Genomic DNA, 17,683 nt, shown 5'->3' with positions numbered 1-17,683 from the left:
TTACATTCATGGAGGTGCCTGATGGACAAAAGAGCTCATCTAACCCCAGCGCAGTTGGCGCTGCTGGAAAAACGCTTAAAAGGTAAAGGTGGTTTGACGACTGCGCAGGCCGTTCAGAAAGACAGTGTGATTCCACTCCGTCCGGACGATCAACAGTTGCTATCATTTGCTCAAGAGCGCATCTGGGTCATGGAACAGCTCACGCCAGGCGGCGCCACCTACAACATTCCTGTCGCAGTGGAGATGAACGGGAGGCTCGATCTGGATGTTCTGACCAGGAGCATCAACGAAGTGATCGCCCGTCATGAAACATTGCGCACCACGTTTCACACGATCGGTGGGCGACCGCATGTCGAAATCGCCCCCGAACTTGCCATCGAGATTCAGCTGGAAGACATTTGTCACCTCGCACCGGCCGAGCGGCAGACCGAAGCGACGCGCATCGCCGTCGCCTTTGCTCAGCTTCCGTTCGATCTGAGCGCAGGCCCGCTGCTGCGAGCCACCGCCATTCGCAAAGCGGACGACCAGCACGAACTGGTGTTGATCATGCACCACATCATCGCGGACGGTTGGTCGCTCGGCGTGCTGATCCGCGAGATCGCAACGCTCTACGCCGCTTTTTCCACAGGTGGGCGATCGGAGCTTTCCCCGCTGCCTATCCAGTATGCAGACTTTGCGCACTGGCAAAAGGAGCCTGCGCAACAAGCGCAGCTCGATCAGCATCTGCGCTACTGGAAAGAGCAGCTCGGCGGTTCGATCGAACCGCTGGCGCTGCCCACCGATCGACCGCGACCGAGCGAGCAGACGTTTCGCGGCGCGACAGAACGCTTTCTCGTACCGAAAAGCTTGACCGAGTCGATCAAACGGTTGGGCGAAGAGGCGGGAACCACGCTGTTCATGACACTGCTCGCCGCTTTCAAGACGTTGCTCGCCCGCTATTCTGGACAGAGCGATCTGCTGGTCGGCTCACCGATCGCCAACCGCAACCGTCGCGAAGTAGAAGGGTTGATCGGCGTTTTTATCAACACGCTGGTGCTGCGCAGCCGCGTGGAGAGCAAGCTGACGTTCCGTCAGCTGTTGCAGCAAGTGCGTCAGACGACGCTTGACGCGTTTGCTCACCAAGACATGCCGTTTGAAAAGTTGGTCGATGAGTTGCAACCTGATCGCAACATGGCGCACTCTCCTTTTTTCCAAGCGATGTTCATCATGCAAAATGCCCCGTTGGCATTGACGATGCAGGGGCTTACCCTCACCTCGCACGTGTTGGATGCTGGAACTGCAAAATATGAGATCACCCTGTCGATGCGCGAGACGGAAGCAGGATTGATCGGGGAGTGGGAGTACAACCTCGATCTGTTCGACCGGAGCACCGCCGCGCGGATGATCACCCATTTTCTCACCCTGCTCGCAGGGATCGCCGCCGACCCAGACCTGTTGTTGTCAGCTCTGCCGCTGCTCTCGACCGCTGAGCGACAGACGCTGTTGCACGACTGGAACGATACGCAGGTGCCCGATCGAGCGGACATCTGCATCCATCAAGCTTTTGAACAGCAGGTCGAGCGCACGCCGGACGAGGTCGCGGTCGTCTTTGAAGATCGGATCTGCACGTTCCGCGAGCTGAACAATCTCGCCAATCGGCTTGCCGCTCAACTGCAAGCACGCGGTGTGGAGCCGGACGATCTTGTCGGGATCTACATGGATCGATCGGTGGAGATGATCGTCGCGCTGCTCGCTACACTGAAAGCGGGTGGTGGCTATCTGCCGCTCGACCCCAGTTATCCGCACGAGCGGATCGCCTATATGATCGAAGACGCGCAGCCGAAAGCGATTTTAACCAATGCGCACCTGCATCAACAGCTGCCTCCACATCGCGCAGACATCCTCATCCTGCGCCAAGAGGAGTCGAGCGGTCAGGTGCCCAATCCGGTCAGCCAAGCGCGGCCTGAGCATCTCGCCTACATCATCTACACGTCCGGCTCGACGGGGAAGCCGAAAGGTGTGATGGTCGAGCACCGAAACGCGGTCCGCTTTTTCACCGGAATGGATGAAGCGATCGGATGCAAGGCGGCAGATGCGATGCTGGCAGTGACCTCGATCGGTTTTGACATCTCTGTCTTGGAGCTGTTCTGGACGTTGACGCGAGGGGCGAAGGTGGTCTTGCTCTCCGATCGAGAGGTGAGCGAAGCGGGCATCTCGCAAAGCGAGCACTCCCTCCGCAATCAGCTGGTCAGACACGGCGCGACGATGCTTCAATGCACCCCGTCGCTGATGAGCATGCTGACGCTACATCCGACAGGCACATCCGCGCTGGAAGGGTTGCAAAAAATTCTCCTCGGCGGCGAAGCGTTGCCCCTCGCGCTGGCCCGCCAATTGAAAGAGCGGACGTCAGCCCGCCTGTTCAACATGTACGGTCCGACCGAGGCGACCGTCTGGGCGACCAGCTATGAGGTGGTCGATGTCGATCGATTGAACGCGATTCCGCTCGGCCGCCCGATCGCCAACTATCAGCTCTTCATCTTGGATGACAATCTGCAGCCGGTGCCCGTCGGGGTGGCAGGAGAGCTGCACATCGGAGGTCTTGGGGTCACCCGCGGCTATCTGAACAGACCGGAGCTGACCGCCGAGCGATTTATCGCTAACCCGTTCGGTGCCGGTCGCCTCTACAAGACGGGCGATTTGGCCTGCTACCTGCCGGATGGAGCGGTCAAATTCCTCGGCCGGCTCGACCACCAGGTGAAGGTGCGGGGTCATCGCATCGAGCTCGGGGAGATCGAAACGCATCTCGCGGAACGACCGGAGATCAGGGAGGCGGTCGTCGTCGTGCGCGACAACGCGCTGGTCGCCTATCTGGTGACAGAAAGTGGAGAGTTGCCAGACGCAGCCGCTCTGCGCAGCGAACTGCGCGGCAGTCTGCCCGACTATATGGTGCCGACAAGCTATGTCTTGCTGGAGAGCATGCCGCTCACTCCAAATGGAAAAGTGGATCGAAAAGCGCTGCCCGAACCGGAGGGCGCACCGCGCGCCGCTGCGCAGTCTTACGTACCGCCGTCCACTCCGCTCGAATGGGCGCTGACGGCGATCTGGAGCGATGTTCTGGGCGTGGAAAAAGTGGGCGTCCACGATCACTTTTTTGCACGGGGCGGTCATTCGCTGCTGGCGACCCAGCTCGTTTCTCGCGTCATTTCCGATCTGCAGCTGACCCTTTCGTTGCGAGATGTGTTCAACGGTCCGACGGTGCGCGAGATGGCGCAGTTGTTAGCAAGTCGAACGGACAGCGCTTCGATCGAACAGGTTGCGCCGATCCGGCAAAGCTCTCGCGAGCGCGAGCGGATCGCCTCCTACTCGCAGGAACGCCTCTGGTTCCTCGAACTGTTGGAGCCGGGCAACGCGGCACACAATGTGCCGGAGATCGTGCGCGTCACAGGTGCGATCGATCTCGAAGCGCTCTCTTCGGCGCTCCGTGAGATCTGCTGCCGCCACGACATTTTGCGCACCGCCTTTGCCGATCGGGACGGTCAAGCGATTCAGGTGGTACAGCCGACAGAGACTTTCTCGTTCAACATGGAGGTGATCGATCTTTCCGATCTGCCGCAAGCTGAGCGGGAAGCGCAGGCAGAGCGGATCGCCGAAGCGGTCACCAACACGCCGTTCGATCTGACACATGCGCCGCTGATGCGCTTTAAGGTGGTCAAGATGGGGGAGCAAGATCATCTCGTCGCGCCAGCTTTTCACCATATCATCACCGACGCTTGGTCGATGGGGGTGTTCTTCCTCGAACTGCAAGCGCTGTACGAAGCTTATTCGCACGACGAAGCTTCGCCGCTCGCGGAGATGTCGATCCAGTTTTCCGACTATGCGCTCTGGCAGCGCGACTGGCTGGCCGGAGAGAGCATCCAAGCACAGCTCTCCTATTGGCAGGACAAGCTGCGAGGCGATCTGCCCGTCCTCCAACTGCCGACCGATCGTCCGCGGCCAGCCATCCAAACGCACAGGGGAAGTCGCCATACGTTGCATTTGCCCAAAGCGCTTTCGGAGCAGGTGCATCGGCTCGCGCAACAGGAAGGCACCACGCTGTACATGACGCTGCTCGCCGGATACAAGTCGTTGCTGCACCTGTACTCGGGACAGTCTGACATCATCGTCGGCTCCCCGATCGCCAACCGCCAGAAGAAAGAGCTGGAAGCGTTGATCGGATTTTTTGTCAACACGCTCGTCTTGCGCACATCGGTCACGCCGGAGATGACATATCGCGAGCTCTTGCAGCAAGTTCGCCAGACCGCCCTCGACGCGTATGCCCATCAGGACGTGCCGTTCGAAAAGCTGGTCGAGAAGCTGGCACCGAAGCGAGACCTAAGCTATACGCCGCTCTTTCAAACGATGTTCGTGCTCCAAAACACGCCGATGACCGGTCTGCAGCTGCCTGGAATGTCGATCGAGGCGGCAGGCGTCACCATCACCCGCGTCGGCGTGGAGAAACGATCCGCACAGTTCGATCTGCAGCTGATCATGGCGGACAGTCCAGATGGTCTGATGGGACAGATCGAATACAACACCGACCTGTTTGATGAGCGGACGATCGTCCGCATGGCGGAGCATTTCCAGACCCTGCTTGCGCATGTTGTCGAATCGCCCGACGAAAAGATCGAGCACGTACATCCGTTTGACGATGCGGAGGTGGCGGAGTTTTCGGCAAAGCGCTCGTTGCACCTCCCACCTGTTGCGGCGCTGCCAAAGGTGAAACGAGCGAAAGTAGCACCGCGCACAGCGGTAGAGGCGGAGTTGGCCGATGTTTTCCGGGAGGTCTTCCACTTGGATCAGGTAGGGGTTCACGACAGCTTCTTCGACCTAGGGGGACACTCGCTCTTGGCGACGAGAGTGATGTCCCGCGTCAACAGCCGATTCGCTGTGGATTTGCCGCTGAGAAGCCTGTTCGAAGCCCCCAGCGTCGCCGAGCTGGCCCGGTTGATCGAAGGCGGGGAGACGCCTTCCCACTTGCCGACGCCCATTCTGCCTGCGCCGAGAGAGGAACACCTGCCACTCTCTTTTGCGCAAGAGCGGATGTGGTTTCTCGACCAGCTTCAGCCGGGAGCTGCGACCTACCATCTCGCTTCGGCGCTCCGCTTGCGAGGTAAGCTGAACGAATCGGCGTTGCTGCGGAGCTTCCAAGAGGTGATCTCGCGCCACGAGTCGCTGCGCACCAGCTTTGCGAACAGGGGAGGACAGCCGATGCAGATCATCGCACCCGCTGTGGAGCTCGACCTGCCGGTGGTAGCGGTGACATCAGATGCGGAGGCGCGCAGAATCGCTGAAGAAGAGGCGCAAGCGCCGTTCGACCTTTCGTCAGGCCCGCTCGTTCGAGCCAAACTGCTTCGAGCAGCTGCGGAAGATCATCTGCTCTTGCTGACGATGCACCATATCGTCACCGACGAGTGGTCGATGGGGATCTTCGTGGAGGAGATGGTCACCCTCTACGGAGAGTATGCGGCGGGGAAAGCGCCGTTTTTGCAGGAGTTGCCCATTCAGTATGCTGACTATTCGGTTTGGCAGCGCAACTGGTTGCAAGGGGATGTCTTGCAACACCAACTTGACTATTGGAAGCAACAGCTCGGCGGTGAACTGCCCGTTCTGGAATTGCCGACCGACTATCCGCGCCCAGCGGTGCAGTCAGATCGCGGAAACAGCCTGACGTTTGCCCTCGACAAAGGGCTGACCGAAAAGCTCAATCTGCTGAGTCAACAGGAAGGCGCCACTCTGTTTATGACCATGCTCGCCGCTTTCAAAACGTTGCTCTTCCGCTACACAGGTCAAGCGGACCTCCTCGTCGGCTCGCCGATCGCAGGGCGGGGCAGAGAGGAGATCGAGCGATTGATTGGCTTCTTTGTCAACACGCTCGTCCTGCGCACCGATCTGTCGGGAGAACCAACCTTCCGCGAACTGCTCGCCCGCGTCCGGCAGACGGCGCTAGATGCGTACGCGCATCAGGATGTACCGTTTGAAAAGCTGGTCGAAGAGTTACAGCCGAAGCGGCAGATGAGCTTTTCACCGCTCTTTCAGGTGCTCTTCACCTTGCAAAACGCGCCGAGCGGATCGCTTGCTGTAGAAGGCCTGACGCTGACCCCAGAGGTGCTCGACAGCGGAACGGCCAAATTTGACCTGACGCTCGCCCTGGTCGAAGCGGGAGACAGCTTGACCGGAACGATCGAGTACAGCACCGACCTGTTTGCACCGGCTACGATCGCGCGCTTGGCCGACCATTTCCGCACCCTGTTGGACAGCATCGTGCAACAGCCTGATGCTGATCTTCATGCGCTCCGCATGCTGACAGACAGGGAGGAGCAGCAACTGCTCGGCGAATGGACGCAGATCGAGCGGGCGAGCGAACCGATCATCTGCTTGCATCATCGCTTCGAAGAGCAGGTTGCCGCTACGCCAGAGGCGGAGGCGATCGTCTGCGGCGAGCAGCGATTGACCTACCGCGAGCTGAACGAGCGAGCGAATCGATTGGCTCATTACCTGCAAAGACAGGGCGTCGTGCCGGAGACGCTGGTCGCCCTCTGCCTCGAACGCTCGCCCGAGATGGTCGTCGCGGTGCTTGGCGTGTTGAAGGCGGGTGGCGCCTATGTGCCGATCGATCCGACCTATCCACCCGATCGGATCGCGACGATGCTCAGCGTCTGCAATCCGCCCTTGCTGCTGACCGATCAGGAGCTTGAGCTGGCGACCGAAACGAGAGTGATTCGGCTTGAGGAAGCGACCAAGCGCCAAATCGAGTTGGAACCGACTGCGAATCTGTCCAGTTCGGTGCAGCCGCACAACTTGGCGTACATCATCTTCACGTCGGGCACTACCGGCGTTCCCAAAGGCGTGATGATCCAGCACGATACGCTGCATCAAGTAAGCGAGATCTGGCGGTCCGAATTCGATCTGGATCAGCATGTCGTGCGCAGCTTGCAGTACGTGTCGCTCTCCTTCGATGTGTTCGTCGGCGATCTGATGCGCTCCCTGTTGACAGGCGGGGCGCTGGTGATCGTTCCGTCAGACATCCGCTTGGACCTGCAGGCGCTGTACCGCCTGATGCAGGATGAACAGATCACCGTGCTCGACGCGACACCGGGCCTGATCGTCCCCCTGATGGAGCTGATCTGGCAAAATCGCTGGCCGCTCGACCATCTGAAACTCCTGCTGGTCGGCGCGGATGCGTTTGCCAGCAACGACTATGTGACCTTGCTCGACCGCTTTGGCGATCGCGTTCGCATTGCCAACTGCTATGGGATCACGGAGACGACGATCGACTCCTCCTCGTTTGAAGCCCGAGCTGGGGAGTATGACCCGCGCCTGTACAGCACCGTGCCGATCGGCCGTCCGATTGCGAACACGCGGATGTACATCCTCGACGCCAAGATGAATCTGCAGCCGGTCGGACTCGCAGGCGAGCTGTATATCGGTGGAACGGGGATCGGCCGGGGCTATTACAACCGGCCAGATTTGACGGAAGAGCGCTTCATGCCCAACCCGTTTGTGGCGGGCGAGCGCCTGTACAAGACGGGAGATCTGGCGCGCTGGCTGCCAGATGGTAACGTGCAGTACATCGGCCGGATCGATCATCAGATCAAACTGCGCGGCTATCGGATCGAGCTCGGGGAGATCGAGGCTGTCTTGAACGAGCATCCGCTCCTGTTCCAGTCGGTGCTGACCGTCTGGCGGGAAGAGCTGGTCGCTTACTACATCGGGGAGGAAGTTGCGGCAGCAGAGCTTCGCCACTATCTCAAAGCGAGACTTCCTGCTCACATGGTGCCGACCCACTATCTGCAGCTCGATCAGTTTCCGCTTTCGCCCAACGGAAAAATTGATCGCCGCGCACTACCAGCACCGGAGGTGGACGCGAGGTCGATCGAGCATGTGGAGCCGCGCACGCCGACCGAAAAACGGGTGGCGGCACTCTGGGCGAAGCTGTTGCGGACAAAGGAAGTCTCCGTACATGACAACTTCTTCGAGATCGGCGGACACTCGTTGCTGGCCACTCAGCTGGTCACGCAGGTTCAAGCGGAGTTCGAAGTGACGCTCTCGCTGCGAGCGCTGTTTGAAAAAGCGACCGTCGCGGAGCTGGCCGAGCTGATCGAAGCGTCCGCAAGAGAAGCGGTCCCAGAAGTCAAACGGTTGGAACGAGTCGGATCTCGCAAGCGGGGTTAAAGGAGAGGAGTCTGGTTGAAACTCAGCCAGGCTCTTTTTTCCACATCTACAGAAAATTGTGCTAAAATGAAAATAAATATAGATTAAGAAAATGGGGAGTTCAACATATGACGAAGATCCAACTTTTTGCTGTGCACCGCGGCCCCCAGTTGAGCGACGACCAACTGAAACGGTCCCTTCAATCATTGCCTTCGTTCGACCAAGATCGGATCCTGCGCTATCGTCGCTGGGAAGATCGTCAAAGCGGCCTGCTCGCAGCCAAGCTCGCTCGCAAGATGCTGTCCGAACATCTGCAGGTGAGTGCACACGATCTGCAGATCGAGCGCACCAGCTTCGGTCGGCCCTATCTGCACGGATTTACACAGTGGCAGGGCGATTATAATGTGTCGCACTCAGGAGACTGGGTGTTTGGCGGCATTGCGGAGCAGGGGCTGCTCGGCGTCGATGTCGAGGGCTTGCGAGAGATCGACATGGAAGTGTCAAAACATTGCTACTGTCCAGAGGAGCGCGATGAGCTGTACAGTCTGGAAGGGAAAGAGCAAAACGCCTTTTTCTATGTGCTGTGGACGCTGAAAGAAGCGTACATCAAAGCGATCGGCACCGGGTTGTCCACACCGCTGACCTCGTTTGGCTTTGATATCGAAAGTTTGAAAGCTGGGCGCATCCTGCTCAAAGACGAACATGGCGTTGCGCAACCACAGTGGAACTTTCGCCGCTATGAGGTGGATGAAGCGTACCGCTTTGCGATCTGTACTGACCAATCTGAACTGCCGAGCACAGTCACGCTGTTGACTCGCGATGAAGTTCTTATCTCGTGCTAAAGGAGAGCAACCGATCATGACTTCGACCTTACAATCTTCAAAATGGCTGCACTGTCCGGTCTCCAAACCGCAGGCGAAGCAGCGCCTGTTCTGCTTTCACTATTCTGGCGGTGGCGGATCGGCGTTCAATCGCTTTGGCAAAGACCTGCCCGATTCGATCGAAGTTGTGGCGATTCAATTGCCCGGGCGGGAAGGGCGGCTGTTCGAGCCGCCATTTCGCTCGCTCACACCGCTGTTGGAGGCGGTGACCGCAGAGATGCTTCCACATCTCACCGACAAGCCGTTTCTCTTTTTCGGACATAGCATGGGCGCGATCGTGAGCTTCGAACTCTCGCGCCATCTGAAAAGCAAGCACAACCTTGAGCCGAAACACCTCTTCGTGTCCGGATTTCCAGGCGCGCACACCTATACGGTTGACAACCCCTATCACCAGCAGTCAGATCCTGACCTGCTCAACAGCTTGAAAGAGATGGGCGGAACGTCAAATGAGATCTTGGAGAACGAAGAGCTGATGCGCCTGGTGCTCCCGACGATTCGCGCAGATTTTGAAGTGTGTGAAACCTATCAGTATGCGGAGGGAGTAAAGTTGGACTGCCCGATCACCGCCTTTGGCGGTTGGCAGGATGAGATGTTGAGCGAGCAGGGAATGAACGCGTGGCAAGAGCTGACCGATGGCGCGTGTGAAGTGCTGATGTTTGAAGGTGGGCACTTCTTTCTGTTCGACGAAGCGGCGCATCAGACGATCATGAAAAAGATCGTCGCCTGCTCTGCGTAACGGCAATCGCTAGATAGGCAAGAGAAATCCCCGGACGTTTTGGCGCCTGGGGATTTTTTGTTCTGTTTGAGCGAACAGACTGCCGTTATTCAATTGCTCCTGCGTCCGCTTCTGGGCGATCAAATTGTTCTTGAAACGCTTTGTGAGCGATCTGCAAGGATTCGACTCGTTCAGCTTGGGAACCGTTTGTCGTGAAGATGTTTAAAGATTTTGAAGCGTTTTCAAGCGCAGCCGAGTAGTTTTGCACCAGCAGTTGGAGCTGTGCATCGATCTTGTAGCATTTGGCAGCTTCCTGAGTGCTGAGCAAGTCGTTTTCCCAGATGATCTGCTGCGCAGAAGCGAGTGAGGATCGAGCGTCTGCAAGGTTGCCTTCCTGTATCTGTATTTCCGCGATTTCCGCAAAAACGCCCGCTGAAAACGAATGCAAGTCGTTCTGCTGAGCAAAGCGGAGGCACGCCAGCAACTCTTGAATGGCCGAATGCGGACTCTCCTGCGTGGTGATGGCGAACGCGATCGTACGTCGCACAAGATACGCCTGCTCAACCTGATCGGCCGCCTGAAACAAGTTTAACGCCTGGATCATCAGATCTCTCGCCTGCTGATGCTCCTGCAATCCTTTGTGAGCCACACCTTGCGCAAACAGGACAGAGGCGAGCAGAAACCAATTATCGGTGCAGCTGTAGAACTGATAGGCTCGTTCCAGATAACGGGCAGCTTCCGGGTGATCATCCTGCAGCTGTAACGTGATCCCGATCTGATAGGAAATTCTCGCAGCGAGTTCGTCAAAGTTTGGGTAGCTCAAAGACAGATCGTACGCTCTTCGATAATGATAGTAGGCGTGCTGCAGCTTTTGAATTTGATAAAAAACGTTCCCCATCACATAGTGGATGCGCCGTAACATCTGCACCTCATATCTGACCTGCTCCAACTTTGCGAGCAAAGGTCGGAGCAGTTGTAACGCCTGATCGTTCTTCTTCTGTAGGTAGAGGCTCTCTGCCAGATCGATCATCAGTTCGATCTGTTGCGCTTGTGATCGATCTTCGCTCGCCAGCAGGCGATTGAAGATTGTTTCAGCTTCTGCTGCGAGCTGTGCAAGCAGATACGCTTTTGCCAACTGATGCTGCCACGAGCTCTCCATCTGATCGACTTTGTCGCTCATCAATTCATGCATTGAAATCTGCAACCGCTGCGCAAGATGCTGGATGAGCTCGACAGAGGGGATGCTCTTTCCCGATTCGACTTGGCTGATCATCGAGATGGTGACAAACCTGTCTGCCAATTCGCCTTGCGTCATCCCTTTTTCGAGGCGAAGGCGGCGGATTCGCAGACCGAGGGTTTCTTGCGAGCAATCTTTCACTTCAAACGCTCCTCGTGTGTTTCTTCTTGGTCTTGTTCGAGCATTTCGAGCTGATGGTAGGAATCATAGGCGATTTGAATCGAGAGCACTTGGTCTGAAGTCATTCCGACTGAACCGAAGAACTCGGAGGATTTCAGCGCATAGTTGATCGCCAGCTGATACTCTCGGTTCGCAAAGTAGTAACGGGCAAATACGTGGTAGCATTCTGCAGACTCTAACGAATTGGTCAAACTGTCCTCCGCGATCAGTGACGAAGCTCGATCGAGCGACGTGCGAGCATCCTGATAGTGTTGCAGTCGAAGTTGTGCATCTGCCAACTTGGAGTAGGCGATTACAAGATCTTTCTTTTGACCGTTTTCCTGAAAAGCGGTGATACAATCCTGAAGCTCGTTGATCGCAAGTTGCGGATCTTCGTTCACCGTGATATTTGCAGCTTTTGTCAGCAAGACGTTAGCCGATTCGAGTTGAAGGTTCAGCGCCTGAAAAATACGGTAGGCGGTCGAGAGCGATTCGGAGGCGAGATGATACTTCTGTATGTTTTTATAGGTGATCGCTTGCGCCATCATCGTAGCGGCGACTCCATATAGATGATCGGTTCGCGAAAAAAAGTCATTCGCTTTTAGCAGATAGAATTCTGCTTCTTGATGATTTCCTTGAAGCTGCAAGGTGATGCCCGTGTGATAGGCGATTCTTGCCGCGAGTTGATCAAACACCGGAAATCTCAACGTGAGGTCATATGCCCTCCGGTAGTGATACCCTGCGTTCGAATAGCTTTGCTTTTGGTAATACGCATTGCCGATGGTCAAGTGAGACAATGCGAGCAGGCGGGCATCCTCATAGATGAGCGCTTCTAACTCTTGCACGATGGGCATCAGCAAGCGCAGAACTTCATCATACTTCTGCTGCAGGTAGTAGCTCTCCGCAAGATCGATGTTGAGCTCAACCTGTTGAGCGTGGGATAGGTCTGCTAATTCGAGCAGGTCGAGCAGCAGAGGCTCCGCTTCGGCCGCCTCTTTGGTCAGCAGATACACTTTGGCCAACTGGTGCTTCCATGCGGTCTCCATCTGTTCGATTTCATTTCGCATCAGAGCATGCAAGGGAACTTGCAATTTCTTCGCGATGTGCTGTACCAATTCGACCGAAGGAGTGTTTTTTCCCGACTCGACCTGACTGATCATCGAGATGGTCACAAAGCCGTCAGCCAGCTCGTTCTGAGTCATTCCTTTTGCACGGCGCAGGCGGCGGATTCGTTGGCCAAGCGTTTCTTGTGGGTCAATCACTTGTATCGCTCCTCGTCGGTGCAGTTCTGTACAGTATTAGTATACAGATAATAGTTAAATTTCGGAATCTTGCATTCTGCGAGGCGGTAGTCGCAACGAGTTAAGCAGATCCTGATCCATCATCACTTGCATAGGACAGTCTCTCGCACAGAGATACCTTTCTAGCCAGTGCAGACATGCAGCTAAGCAATTCGAACTATTTTGCATGAGTATGCATCTTTTTCGCCTCGACAAACAGGGAGATGTCGGTCGGTGTCGAAAAAGGTTTATGCGAAAAATGTTATCTGGAGGAAGAACTACCATGAAAAACAGCATGAGCCTTCTTTTGGCGGGACTTCTCGTCTGGGGGACAGTATCGGTCGCAGCGGCTGAGACGAACACTGCCAATCAATACAATGTTTTTCAGTCAGGTCGCTATCTGAAGACGATCACCGGCTATGAGCAGGCGTACGCATATGCAAAGCTGTGGGATCACGCATCGATCGTCCGCATCGCAGGAAATGTTTGGGTCTGGGACAACTATCCGAAATATAGAGTGTATCAATATGACCGCATGTTGCGCGAATATGAGACACAACAGAGCGCTGTAGAATATGCGAAGCTGTGGGACCACTCGTCCGTTCGCTCCGTCGCGAACAATTCGTGGGTTTGGGACAATTATCCGAAGTATCGCGTCTACCAGTATGATAAACTCTTGCGCGAGTTCCGCACCTTCCAAGATGCTTTGGTCTATGCGAAGCTGTGGGATCATTCTTCGGTGCGCCAAATCGCTGACAACCAGTGGGTCTGGGACAACTATCGGGTGAAGACGCTCGTGCTCGACCCAGGGCATGGTGGGTCAGACCCTGGAGCGATCGCGGCAGATGGCACGCAAGAGAAGGTGCTGACGCTCGCGTACGGATTGAAGACGAGAGATGAACTGCTCAAGCATGGCTACAACGTGGTGATGGTGCGCGAGACCGATGTGGCGGTCGATCCGTATGCGACAGACACGGTCAAAGAGCTGCAGGCAAGGGTAGATTTTTCAAAGAAAAGCCAAGCGCATCTGTATGTGTCGTTACACGCCAACTCCTTTTCGAACGCCAACACGAACGGAACAGAATCGTACTACAATTCGACCAATAAGTATGATGGCAGCGTAAATCCGTTTCCAGAGCAGAGCAAACAGTTGGCAAGCGTGCTGCACAAGCATACGCTCCAAGCGATGAGCACTGCCGACCGCGGGGTGAAGGACAGCGACTTCTATGTGCTGCGGAAAAATACAGTTCCTGCCGTGCTGATCGAGATCGGTTTTCTGACCAATCTGACCGATCTGGCCAAGATGAAGGATGAGACCTATCAGTCGAAGTTCGCGGAGGAACTCGCCAGCGGCATCGATGAATACTTTGCGATCGTCGGTCGCTAATCTGAACGATTTACGGGAGACTCTCTGTTTAGAGAGTCTCTTTTTTATTTCGACGAGATGGGAAGGGATGGTTCGCTCCTTTCCGGATGCGATGGGTGAAAGGGCGTACACAAGCAGAGGGGGGGGGATATAAAAAGCCAGTAATCATAATAATTCCAATCTGTTTTAAATATGCGGAAATAATCATAATTTTCCTTGAACACAGATATTTATTGTGATAGAATTCAATTGTCAGGTAAATTACATTACGATAATGCAGATATGAATTTGAATTGAAGCAGATTGCATAGCAGACAGAGTGAGTCATTTACAAATTCTGCCGATAATAAACAGACTATTCCGATTATTTTTGTTGCGAATGAGTGGATCGTTCGCTGAAGAAGGGATTTGAAAGGAGGTGAAACAAATGGAAATCAAAGCACTCGAAGTAACAGGTCTGGAAGTGATGGATCTGAACGATGCGATGGCTCTGCCGGAGACAGCTGCATCGTCCGGTTCTTCCTCCAGCTCCGGCTGCTCCACTTGCGGCTCCAGCTCCTGCTGCGGAAGCTGCTAATGGGCGGACAGTCTGACTGAAAGGGGATTTGAAAGGAGGTGAAACAAATGGAAATCAAAGCACTCGAAGTAACAGGTCTGGAAGTGATGGATCTGAACGACGCGATGGCTCTGCCGGAAACGGCTGCATCGTCCGGTTCTTCCTCCAGCTCCGGCTGCTCCACTTGCGGTTCCAGCTCCTGCTGCGGAAGCTGCTAATGAGCGGACAGTCTGTCTGAACGGGGATTGGAAGGAGGTGAATCAGATGGAAATCAAAGCGCTCGAAGTGACGGGTCTGGAAGTTATGGATCTGAATGATGCGATGGCTCTGCCGGAGACAGCTGCATCGTCCGGTTCTTCCTCCAGCTCTGGCTGCTCCACTTGCGGTTCCAGCTCCTGCTGCGGAAGCTGCTAAATCATTTATGCCTTATTCGATTGGTTGGCGTTGCTGTCACAGCGTCAACCAATCTTTATACCATCAGCTCCGAGCACTTTGCATATGACACTCTTATTATTATACATATTTTTCGAAATCATTCCCCTCTTTATCAGGGTTGGATCAAAAGTTACAAGCGAAGGAGGCACCTCGGATGAATGAAATGACAACTGACACCGTATCGAGCCGTGCGGGAGTCGAAACGAAGCTCGCACCAGGGTTTATGCTGCGTGTCGCTGGCATCTCGTTTCAAAGTTTGCTTGAGTGGCAAGCTCCAGAGACTATGGATTGCCTCTATCAAATCACGGAACAAACCAATTGGTTGAGCGATCATACGCAGCCGCTCGTCAATCGCATCGAGGCGGAAGTGCCCAATCTGGTCGATGATGCGGTGCGCAACCAATTGATCAAATATAAACGCGACATGTTCAACGGGCGTTTTCCGAAAAAACGCCCAGCTGAGTTTGACCGACATATCCCGAACGATCTGATCGTCGAGATGCTAGCTTGGGAGTCTGTCTACCTGTCGATTCGCGAATTGGAACAGGAAGCGCAGGCACGCTATGAGACTGAGTTGCGTCAAAGCCGCATCCAGGTGCAGGAGTTGGCGCAAGACACAAACTTTCTCAACGGTGTGGTGCAGACCAGCCAAGAGCTGTATACGAAGATCAAAAAGTATATCGAGACGCCTGTCGATGAGCACACCGCCCGCCTGCGCAAAGTCGAGTATGCGCTGTGCACTGTGTTGACGCGCACAGGAGCGAAAACTTCGCCGTTCAGTTCGTTTACGCTGGTCGGGCAGGGCGAGTGGGGGCAAGCGGGCGATCTGCAACTGGCGTCTGTGCAACATTATCAAAGCAGATTGCGCATCAACCACACGTTTGTGCTTCGCCTCTTCGACGGACTGCTGAAACGCTCCGAGATTCGTCCGTTGCTCACCTACCGGGCCAATCGTTCCTCGGTGGTGAGCAACGGGCAGTTTCGCATGATGCGCAGAACTGACAATCCGAAGCGCAGGCCGCGCGTGTTCCGCACGTCGGAGGCGCACGTCTCGCTTCATTATAATCCTTCGATTCGGACGGTCTTGGAAAAAGTGCAGTCGGCGCCGGGAGCGATGCTCTCCTATCAGGATCTGTTGCAGGAGTTGGGCGGCTTCGGCCAGCGCGAGGCGATCGAAAAGTTTCTCGGCCAGCTGATCGATCTGCAGATTCTCGAACCGACGGCGGAGATTCCCGACCAAACTCCCGATCTGCTCGCCGCACTGCAAGCCTGGCTTGCCAGCTGGCCTGTCGCGATCGCAGCCAGCGTCGCGAAGCGCCTCGATCAGGTGCAAGCGGCGATCACAGCGTTTGAGTCGGCGAGTGTGGAGGAGCGAAAGGATCTGCTGACGCGCATGACCTCGCTGTTTGAGGAGCTCTATGCGGAGGTCGGACTGGAGCCGGATGGCACGCGTTTCGCGATGCTGTTGTATGAAGATGCTGTCTTGCCCGAGCCGACCCGTCTGCCTGCTGACGAGTGGGAGCTGATGGCGCAGGATCTCGCCCGCTTGCAACAGCTTTCGCCGCTGTTCGATGTGAAGTATCGCTTGCAATCAAAACTGGCGCAGGTGTTTCGCGAAACGTACGGCGAAGAGGGGGTCTGCGCGCGCGCGACCGAACTGATCCAGCCGCTCGTGGCTGTCAATCAGGAATTTTTCCGCGCGATGGTGCCGGAGGAACTGCATGCCGACTTAGGGATTGCCAACGAGGTGGAAAGCGTTCGCGTTCTGAATGAGTTAAAAGTTGAGTTTGGCCGCATGATCACCGAGCGGCTGTTGGCAGGGGAGGAGGAAGTGGCGCTGACCGAAGCGGATATCGAATCGTTCACTTCCCGCATTCCGACCAGCATCATGAACCGGCCGATGTCCCATGACTTTTTTGTTCAGCTTGAGAAGCGAGCGGACGGGCGCAACCTGTTGGTGCTCAACCAGGCTTATCACGGCTTCCTCACCTTTTTCACCCGCTTCCTCGAATATGCGGAGGGGGATCTTGTGCAGGAGCTGCGCGCGTACCTGAATTCGGTGTTTGCGGGCACAGGCGCGTTTGCCGAGATATCTGGCGTCTACGGGTTTAATGCCAATCTGCGGGAACCGCTCGCTACGCATGAGCTGGTGTTTGCCGATCTGCCAAAGACTTGGGCTGATGAACAGGCGCCGCAGCAAGTGCGCTTTCAGGATCTGTCCTGGGTCTATGAGAAGGACACCGACCGCGTGGTGCTCCATCATCCGGAGGTCGGAACGGTTCAGCCCGCCTTCCTCGGCACGCTGATTCCGCTGATGCTGCCAGGTCTGGTGCGGATGGTCACCAACCTGTTCACCAACTCGCTGCTTCCGCTCAACTTTCACTCTTTCTATGAGCACACGCTGACAGATGAAGTGCGGCAGCGAGAAGTTCGCGTCTATCCGCGCATCCGGCACGGACAGGTCGTGGTTTCCCGCCGGAAGTGGATGGTGCCGCGCAGCCAATTGATCGAGCGGGAGAAGAAGGAGAGCGAATGCGAATTTTTCACCCGTGTGCACAAGTGGCGCATGGAGCTCGGTTTGCCCAGCCGCGTTTTCGTTCGCTTCATGCCGATGACAGATGCGGAAAATCCGTTTGCCCAAATGTTCGAGTCGGGAGATTCGGAGCAGGCGAACATCGATTTTACCAATTTTAAACCGCAATATATCGATTTTGAGAGCCCGCTCTTGGTGCGTCTGTTCGGCAAGATCATCGCAGATACCACGCTGGGTATGAAGATCGAAGAGATGCTGCCCGATGCGGATGGGATGTTTTTCCGCGAGCGGGGACGCACTTATGTATCAGAATTGACAGTCGAGCTCGCCAAGCTGGGCGGAAGGGGTTGAG

The 17,683-nt window shown here is 55.8% G+C and carries 10 protein-coding genes; 8 read left to right on the top strand and 2 right to left on the bottom strand.

What is annotated here, in order from left to right; all coding sequences use genetic code 11:
• The first annotated feature begins 21 nt into the window (after window positions 1-21).
• The 3 genes from ACFSOY_RS14420 (at window position 22) to ACFSOY_RS14410 (ending at window position 9,786) form a co-directional block, all read left to right on the top strand.
• On the top strand, window positions 22-8,190 hold the full coding sequence (locus ACFSOY_RS14420; RefSeq protein ID WP_386047741.1) for an amino acid adenylation domain-containing protein: 8,169 nt from the start codon (window positions 22-24) through the stop codon (window positions 8,188-8,190).
• Between the two features lie 107 nt (window positions 8,191-8,297).
• Window positions 8,298-9,011, top strand: coding sequence for a 4'-phosphopantetheinyl transferase family protein (locus tag ACFSOY_RS14415; RefSeq protein WP_386047739.1), 714 nt, complete (start codon window positions 8,298-8,300; stop codon window positions 9,009-9,011).
• A gap of 16 nt (window positions 9,012-9,027) precedes the next feature.
• A complete protein-coding gene (locus tag ACFSOY_RS14410) occupies window positions 9,028-9,786 on the top strand; it encodes a thioesterase II family protein (RefSeq protein ID WP_386047738.1) in 759 nt (252 codons plus the stop codon).
• A gap of 85 nt (window positions 9,787-9,871) precedes the next feature.
• Here ACFSOY_RS14410 and ACFSOY_RS14405 read toward each other — a convergent pair whose 3' ends face one another.
• Both ACFSOY_RS14405 and ACFSOY_RS14400 read right to left on the bottom strand, forming a co-directional pair.
• On the bottom strand, window positions 9,872-11,143 hold the full coding sequence (locus tag ACFSOY_RS14405; protein ID WP_386047736.1) for a helix-turn-helix domain-containing protein: 1,272 nt from the start codon (window positions 11,141-11,143) through the stop codon (window positions 9,872-9,874).
• Window positions 11,140-12,423 carry a helix-turn-helix domain-containing protein gene (locus ACFSOY_RS14400; RefSeq protein WP_386047735.1) on the bottom strand — a complete coding sequence of 428 codons (1,284 nt, stop codon included), beginning with the start codon at window positions 12,421-12,423 and terminating at the stop codon, window positions 11,140-11,142. Before ACFSOY_RS14400 ends, ACFSOY_RS14405 begins: the two co-directional genes overlap by 4 nt.
• Before the next feature lie 301 nt (window positions 12,424-12,724).
• On the opposite strand from ACFSOY_RS14400, the gene ACFSOY_RS14395 reads away from it, so the two are divergent.
• The 5 genes from ACFSOY_RS14395 (at window position 12,725) to ACFSOY_RS14375 (ending at window position 17,682) form a co-directional block, all read left to right on the top strand.
• Window positions 12,725-13,828 (top strand): N-acetylmuramoyl-L-alanine amidase family protein, encoded by a 1,104-nt coding sequence (locus ACFSOY_RS14395; protein WP_386047733.1) that lies wholly within the window; start codon window positions 12,725-12,727, stop codon window positions 13,826-13,828.
• A gap of 406 nt (window positions 13,829-14,234) precedes the next feature.
• Window positions 14,235-14,384 (top strand): thiazolylpeptide-type bacteriocin, encoded by a 150-nt coding sequence (locus ACFSOY_RS14390; RefSeq protein WP_087458043.1) that lies wholly within the window; start codon window positions 14,235-14,237, stop codon window positions 14,382-14,384.
• 47 nt (window positions 14,385-14,431) lie between these two features.
• The gene (locus ACFSOY_RS14385; protein WP_087458043.1) at window positions 14,432-14,581 is read left to right on the top strand and encodes a thiazolylpeptide-type bacteriocin; all 150 of its coding nucleotides are present in this window, start codon (window positions 14,432-14,434) and stop codon (window positions 14,579-14,581) included.
• A 46-nt stretch (window positions 14,582-14,627) separates the two neighbouring features.
• A complete protein-coding gene (locus ACFSOY_RS14380; protein ID WP_087458043.1) occupies window positions 14,628-14,777 on the top strand; it encodes a thiazolylpeptide-type bacteriocin in 150 nt (49 codons plus the stop codon).
• Window positions 14,778-14,952: 175 nt separating this feature from the next.
• On the top strand, window positions 14,953-17,682 hold the full coding sequence (locus ACFSOY_RS14375; RefSeq protein ID WP_386047731.1) for a lantibiotic dehydratase: 2,730 nt from the start codon (window positions 14,953-14,955) through the stop codon (window positions 17,680-17,682).
• Window position 17,683: the final 1 nt, after the last annotated feature.

The organism is Tumebacillus lipolyticus, assembly GCF_042682745.1.
Classification (GTDB): Bacteria; Bacillota; Bacilli; order Tumebacillales; family Tumebacillaceae; genus Tumebacillus_A; species Tumebacillus_A lipolyticus.
The sequence above is the reverse complement of the archived record's forward strand: the minus strand, read 5'-3'. Positions and strand labels throughout refer to the sequence as shown.